The sequence below is a fragment of the Lentibacillus kapialis genome (genome assembly GCF_014646635.1).
Taxonomy (GTDB): domain Bacteria; phylum Bacillota; class Bacilli; order Bacillales; family Amphibacillaceae; genus Lentibacillus; species Lentibacillus kapialis.
The window spans coordinates 35,069-42,638 of sequence record NZ_BMNQ01000028.1 but is presented as its reverse complement, the minus strand read 5'-3'; the positions used below and the strand labels follow the sequence as shown (position 1 = coordinate 42,638).

Genomic DNA, 7,570 nt, shown 5'->3' with positions numbered 1-7,570 from the left:
CTAAAAGACCTGAATCAACTATATAGGCGTGCGTACTCAAACTATTGAACCGCCGTATACGGAACCGTACGTACGGTGGTGTGAGAGGACGACTAATCAACTAATGATTAGTCTCCTACTCGATTACAAATATTTTCAAAAGGGAGGCGATACACGGATGTTAAAAAAAGTGTTAGGCAGCGGAACTGTCGTTTCTGTTTTGATGCTAAGCTGGCTTGGGACAGGAGGGATGTCTGTGTCGGCGGAAACGAATGGGGACCAACCAGAATGGAATAACAATCCAAAAACGTATGAAGTGAACCGGGAGGATGCGCATGCTGCCATGTCGCATTACAAAGATATTGATAGGGCATTAGAAGATGACCGGAGCAAATCACCTTTTTACAAAACGCTAAATGGTGAGTGGCAATTCAACTGGGCAAAGAACCCGGAACAGCGCCCGAAAGATTTCTACCAAGAAGGATATGACGTATCAAAGTGGGACACCATCGAAGTACCGTCAAGCTGGCAGTTGAAAGGCTATGGTCATCCAATTTACACGAACGTGACCTATCCATGGACGGGAGTGGAGAATCCGGAACCCCCGAAAGCTCCCACAAAGTTTAACCCGGTCGGTTCGTATAAAAAGGAATTCACCGTACCTGAGGGCTGGAATGGCGATCCGGTTTATGTATCATTTCAAGGGGTTGAATCAGCTTTTTATCTCTGGGTCAATGGTGAAAAGGTGGGCTATAGTGAAGACAGCTTTACACCTGCCCAATTTGATATATCCGAATATATCAACCGCGATGGGAAAAATACGATTTCAGCCGAAGTGTATCGCTGGTCTGACGGCAGTTGGCTGGAAGATCAGGACTTTGTCCGGCTTAGTGGTATTTTCCGGGATGTTTATTTGTACTCGACACCGGACACGCATATGCGTGATGTCAGTGTAACAACAGACCTTGATGAACGTTTTGAAGATGCAACTTTGAATGTGAATGTTGATGTAAGTAAATATAGTGAGAAACACGTGAACGGTCAGACCGTTGAAATGAACGTGTATGATGGACATAACCAAAAAGTGCTTGATGAGCCGATTACAAATGATGTCACCTTCAAGGACGACAATCAAATGACCGTTTCTGCAGAACAAATAATTGAAAATCCGAAAAAATGGTCTGCTGAGCACCCTAATCTGTATACATTGGTTGCAGTATTGAAGGATGGAAACGGGGACATTATCGAAACAACGAGCACAAAAGTCGGATTCCGCGAGTTTGAAGTGGACGATGGCCAAATGAAAATTAATGGCAAACCAATCACACTCAAAGGGACGAACCGCCATGAGATTGATCCCAAAGATGGGCGGACGGTTTCAAGGGAACGGATGATTGAGGATATTAAGCTGATGAAAAAACACAACATCAACGCAGTACGTACCTCGCATTATCCGAATCAAAGCGAGTGGTATGATTTAGCGGATAAATATGGTCTTTACATTATCGACGAAGCTAATCTGGAATCACATGGAAGACGGTCTGAACTTCCGGCAAGTGACCCGCAATGGCTCCCGGCATCACTGGATAGGTTGAGCAGTATGATTGAGCGGGATAAAAATCACCCGTCGGTACTCATCTGGTCACTGGGAAATGAAGCGGGAAGCGGAACAACCTTTAAAAAGATGGCCGATTTGGCACACGAAATGGATCCGACGAGAATTGTTCATTATGAAGGCGATACACGCTGGTCTGATATAGATAGTGTGATGTATCCGGCTGTTTCCTATGTTGAAAATTATGGGAAGTCCGGCAAGAAAAAGCCGTTTTTGCTCATTGAATATGCGCATGCCATGGGTAATAGTGTTGGAAATCTGTATCAATACTGGGATGTCATTGACAGCTATGACAACCTGCAGGGCGGCTTCATCTGGGACTGGGTAGACCAGAATTTGCTGGAACCGGTGCCGGGAAATGAAGACGCGTCGTATTTTGCGTATGGCGGTGACTGGGGAGACGAGCCGAATGACGGTAACTTCCTTGCCAACGGGCTTGTGTCAGCAGATCGAACAGTCCAGCCAGAACTGAAGGAAGTAAAAAAAGTTTACCAGAATATCGAGATACAAGATAAGGATGTCAAAAATGGTGTTATCAAACTGAAAAACGAGTTCCTTTTTACTAACTTAAGTCAGTATGATGCGCATTGGGAATTGAAGCAGGATGATAACGTGATACAGGAAGGTGCGCTTGAAAACCTTAATGTGGCACCACTGACGACAGAGAAAGTCGAACTGCCAATTGAACAGCCTTCTTTACAAGCGGGTTCTGAGTATTATTTAAATCTCAGTTTTAAACTGAAAGAAGATACAAACTGGGCATCTGAAGGGTATGAAATTGCTGCACAGCAGTTCGAAGTTCCATATGATATTCCGGAAAAACAGCCGGAAGCAATTGGTGATATGCCGGAAATCGCCGTTGATAATGACGATTCGGTAATGACAATTGACGGCAATGATTTCAAGTTAAATTTTGACAAAGCAAAGGGAACGATCAGCACGTTTACGCATGAAGGGAAGGAATTGCTCAAAAGCGGTCCGAAACCTGATTACTGGCGGGCGCCAAACGAGAACGATATTGGAAATGGTATGCCATCGCGTACAGGCACATGGCGTGATGCCGGTAAAAAGCGCGCTGTCAGTGATGTGAATGTCACAAAATACGGGGAAAATGCAGTCCGTATTGAGGTGACCGGTACATTGCCGACAACAACAGAGTCCGACTACAAAACGGTCTATACCGTGTATGGTACAGGTGAAGTAGCAGTCAAAAACGCGCTTACACCCGGCAAAGGTCTTCCGGAAATCCCGGCAGTCGGAATGGAATTAACGCTCCCTGGCGAGTTTGAGCAGATTAACTGGTATGGCCGCGGACCTGAAAGTAACTACTGGGACCGCAAAACCGGTTATCCTGTAGGGGTTTACAGCAGTACGGTTGACGATGAGTTTTTCCCGTATTCGGTACCACAGGAAACGAGCAATAAAACGGATGTGCGCTGGGTAACGTTCACCAATGAAGATGGCACAGGTCTCATGGCGACAGGACTGCCGCAGATGGAATTCGGTGCACTCCATTATACAGAAAAGGACTTGGAAGACGCTGACCATCCATATGAATTGGATAAAAAAGAAGATATTTACGTTAATTTAAATGACCGTCAGATGGGTCTTGGCGGTGATAACAGCTGGGGTGCACGTCCGCATCCGGAATTTACGATGCAGGCTGATCAAACCTATACGTCCAGTTACCGTCTGCGTCCGATTTCATCGGCAGATTCACCAATGAAACTCAGCAAGCGGGAGGTCACCGATGAACTGGTGAAAAACATCAGTATTGATGGCGAATCATTGGCGAATTTTGATGCAACTGTAGATGACTATACAAAGAAATACTTGAAGGGCACAAAAGATAAGGTCCCTGAGGTAGATGTAACACCAGTTAGTAACAATGCTGCGGTAGAGATCACCCAAGCAGATTCCCTGCCAGGTAAGGCAGTTGTGAAAGTGACGAGTGCGGATAGTTTATTATCTGCTGAATATGTGATTCATTTCGAGGTTGTTGATGAACTGTATCTGAGTGATTTGGACTGGGAAAACGCAACAATTGGCTGGGGAAACGTTCATCGTGATGCAAGTGTTGAAGGAAATCCGTTGACATTGACGGGCGAAACAGATCCTATCACCTACGAAAAAGGGCTCGGCACACATGCTCATTCGGAAATAACGTATGATATCGACGGAAAAGATTATGAAACATTTCAAGCGTATGTCGGCCTGGACCGGGAGGCTAATGCGACAGGAACGGTTAATTTTCAGGTTTTTGCAGACGGAGAGAAGTTATTTGAAAGTGGTGTGATGCATCGTGACACCCCTGCTAAGAAGGTTAATGTGGACATTTCCGGTAAAAAGAAACTGAAGCTCGTTGTTACAGATGGCGGCGACAATAATGGAAATGACCATGCAGACTGGGCAGATGCCAAGTTTATGGCAGATCTTGACCAAACAAAGCCGGAAGTTGCGGCAATGATCAACGGAAAAGCATTCGATGATGGAATGACCATCACCGACACCGAAACGATTAAGTTCACCTGGGAAGCAACGGATGAAGACAGTGGCATAGCTCAATCTTCCGCAACCTTTGATGGCAAAGCATACGAGCAGGATTCTAAACTCAGTTTAGCTGGAAAACCAGGTGAACACCAATTCATTGTGACCGCTGAAGATAAAGCAGGCAATACCACGGAGAAGACATACACCATCCATGTGACGACAAGTGCAAATGCAATGAAGACGCATGTTGAGCGTTATGATCAGGATGGCGACTTTACAAATGATCGAGACGTGCGCCTGCTGAAACATCAAATGACAACAATTGACTTATTTAAAGAAAAGAATGAAATAGAAAAAGCCACCAAACATTTAAACGGGTTGCAGCAGATGCTCGAACAATTCAAAAATCAGGAAACACTATCAGATGAAGCCTATCAGGTGTTAATGGCGGATACAGATTATTTGTTGGAGAAGTGGCAATAAACTGTTAGAAGCCAGGCCAGGAGCAGATAACTCCTGGCCTGTACTATTACGCGTGTGACAAATCATTCAAACAACACGTTGTAATGAATTTTTAAATACGGCAAAGAAGGTGAGAATATGTACAATAAGCGGATTATAGGTAAGTTTCTTCTTTTGATTATGCTGGCTGCTGCAATAACTTCTGCTCAGTCAGTCCATGCTTCGGGTAACACCATTGTGGATGATGAAACGAATCAGAAATTTAACGGAACAGCGACAGACACAAACGGGTTTTTTGACGAAAACGAATTATTCAATATTGATGATGGCAAAGGCTATGCACAATACCGCATTCCGAGCATTTCAGTGACGGCGAATGGTACCGTACTCGCAGTTGCCGAAGCACGGACCGGCGGTGATCAAACACCGACAGATTTAGTTCTCAAACGCAGTATGGATGACGGGAAGACCTTTTCTGAGCAAACGATTTTAGCACCGGGTGTCGAAAACGGAAACGCGGAAATGAATCCAATGCTGCTTGCCGAAAATACCGGCAGTACCGTGCATTTGCTTTGGAGCCGCTGGGAGTGGGGCAATCCAAAGTATTTTATACGGACGAGTACGGATAATGGTACTACTTGGGGTGAAACACGCGAAATAACGGATGTACTGGATGCGTACACAAACCCGGAGAGCCCGCACTATTTTAAGAATTTATCAGGAGCGGGCATGGGTCCTGGACACGGTTTTCAGATGTCCAATGGAGCGCTGGTTGTGCCTATTTATTTAACGACATCGGGGTGGCGTAACAGCACGGTATCCTATATTTACAGTCAGGATGGCGGTGCAACATGGGAAGCTGGACCACTTGTGCCAAACCCGTCCGGTTACTCAAAAATACATGAAAACATGATGGTGGAGTTGTCCGGTGGTGGATTAATGACCAATATGCGCAACCCAGGTAGTGATTACCGGGCAACTGCAACCACACCGGGTCTTGGTGAGCCATGGACAACTCCGGTTTCCGATAAAAAATTGATTGATCCGATTAATGAGGCAAGTCTGGCACGCTATGATGACAGCACCATCTTATTTACCAACACAGCCAATAAGTCCAGCCGCAAGAACATGACCATTCGGATGAGTGACGACGATGGCAAGACATGGTATGAGTCCAAGGAAATTTATGCTGGACAGAGCGGCTATTCCGATGTGGACGTCGGTCCGGACAAAACAATTTATACATTGTATGAAAAACCGGCAGGAAGCAAGATTACGCTTGCCCGCTTCAACAAAGACTGGGTTGAAGGCAATGCGAATATTCGCGTAAGAGCAGATGAAAAGATGGAACCGGGAAAATCATCAACCGTCACAACAACCTTTACCAATTACAGTGAAAAAGTTGAAAACGATGTTGCATTGAATTTACAGGTGCCGGATAAATGGAAGGCTGAATCGGATGAATCGGCAATATTTCCTGCTGTCGAACCTGGCGAATCAGTGCACGTGACCTGGAATGTAACGCCGGGTGAGGATGTGCTTTCCGGTAACTTTGAATTACGTGCCGACACTAACTATATAATCGATGGAAATCAGCAAAGTGAATCGACCGTAAAGGAAGTGACCATCATTCCACCAATACCGACAGAGACGGCCTTTTTAAGTGACCTTGGCTGGGTTCGTGCCATGAACGGCTGGGGCCCTGTGGAACGGGATACGAGTGTCGGAGGAAACAGTGCAGGGGATGGCAACACATTAACCATTAATGACGAGACATTTGAAAAGGGACTCGGCGTTCATGCACATTCCGAAATTGTCTACCATCTTGACGGCAATTACTCTCGTTTTACAGCAAAAGCCGGCGTAGATGATGAAGTTTCATCGGCATCGGCGGCAAGTGTTGTCTTTCAGGTTTGGGGTGACAGTGAAAAGCTGTACGACAGCGGCCTTATGACAGCTGAAGACGATGCCAAAGCAGTTGATGTTGATATTGCTGGTGTGAATGAACTTAAACTCGTCGTAACAGACAGCGGTAATGGAAACGGCAGCGACCATGCAGACTGGGCAGGTGCCAAGTTTATCAGTGATGATAGCACAATGACTGTGTCAGTGATCAAAACACACGTTGAGGAATTGGAAAGGAATGGGGCATTTGACACCGAGCGTACAGCGCGCTTACTGAAGATGCACTTGACAGCAGTCGAGCAGTATGAAGAAAAGGGATTGACAGATAAAGTTGTAAAGCACATGAATAGCTTTGAACAGCTGTTGTCTCAATTGCATAAGAAAGATAACGTTTCCGATGAAGCGTACGATACATTGCAGAATGATGCAGAGAACTTGTTGGAAAACTATCACTAACATTTGAACTCGGTATCGTCTAAAACCCTCGGGAAAACCGAAAAGGGAAATGATCTGTAGGACAGAATATCCGCTTCAAGCGTTAGCTGAACGGTGTGCAGTTCAATTAAAGATTCTGATTCCCTTATTCCCTTTTTTTGCCCAAATTTTGCTCGAATAGCGGAACGAGGATTCATTCTGTCCGGAAAATCCAACTTCGGCGGTTCCTCATTCCGCTATTTGCGTCAATTAAAGCTTTTCCAGCACGTTAGCGGTTCCTCATTCCGTTATTTCCTCTTTTCACCTTAGTTTCCCCCCTGTTTTTACCCGAATAACGGAATGAGGATTCATGACAGCACTAAATAGGATGATTTGTGTCCATTTAGCGGAACGAGGATCCGTTAGATATGGATAATCCCGTTTAGGCGAATCCTCTCCTCCGTTATTTGCTTCTTTGAAACGTGAGTCTGGGAGAGGACCATCAAGCCATGTTCCTTAAATTCAAACTATGTTCCGGAGACAATATTCAAATTTAGAGTTATATAAGAATGAGGGCTGTTGACCAAAATCTATGGTTGACAAATTAGATGTCATTTTGATGTCAGCAGTCGCTTCGGAAAAACACTGGTGTGCTCGTCGTGTTGCAAGTTTTTCGGTGAAGCAGCACTCCTCACAACTCGTAGA

Annotated in this window: 2 protein-coding genes; both read left to right on the top strand. The window is 45.2% G+C overall.

Going from position 1 to position 7,570, the window contains the following annotated elements; all coding sequences use genetic code 11:
• Nucleotides 1-157 precede the first annotated feature (157 nt).
• Nucleotides 158-4,567, top strand: a complete 4,410-nt coding sequence (gene lacZ / locus IEW67_RS10535) for a beta-galactosidase, LacZ type (RefSeq protein ID WP_188633034.1) — start codon at nucleotides 158-160, stop codon at nucleotides 4,565-4,567.
• 117 nt (nucleotides 4,568-4,684) lie between these two features.
• Nucleotides 4,685-6,907, top strand: coding sequence for an NPCBM/NEW2 domain-containing protein (locus IEW67_RS10530; RefSeq protein WP_188633033.1), 2,223 nt, complete (start codon nucleotides 4,685-4,687; stop codon nucleotides 6,905-6,907).
• Nucleotides 6,908-7,570 lie beyond the last annotated feature (663 nt).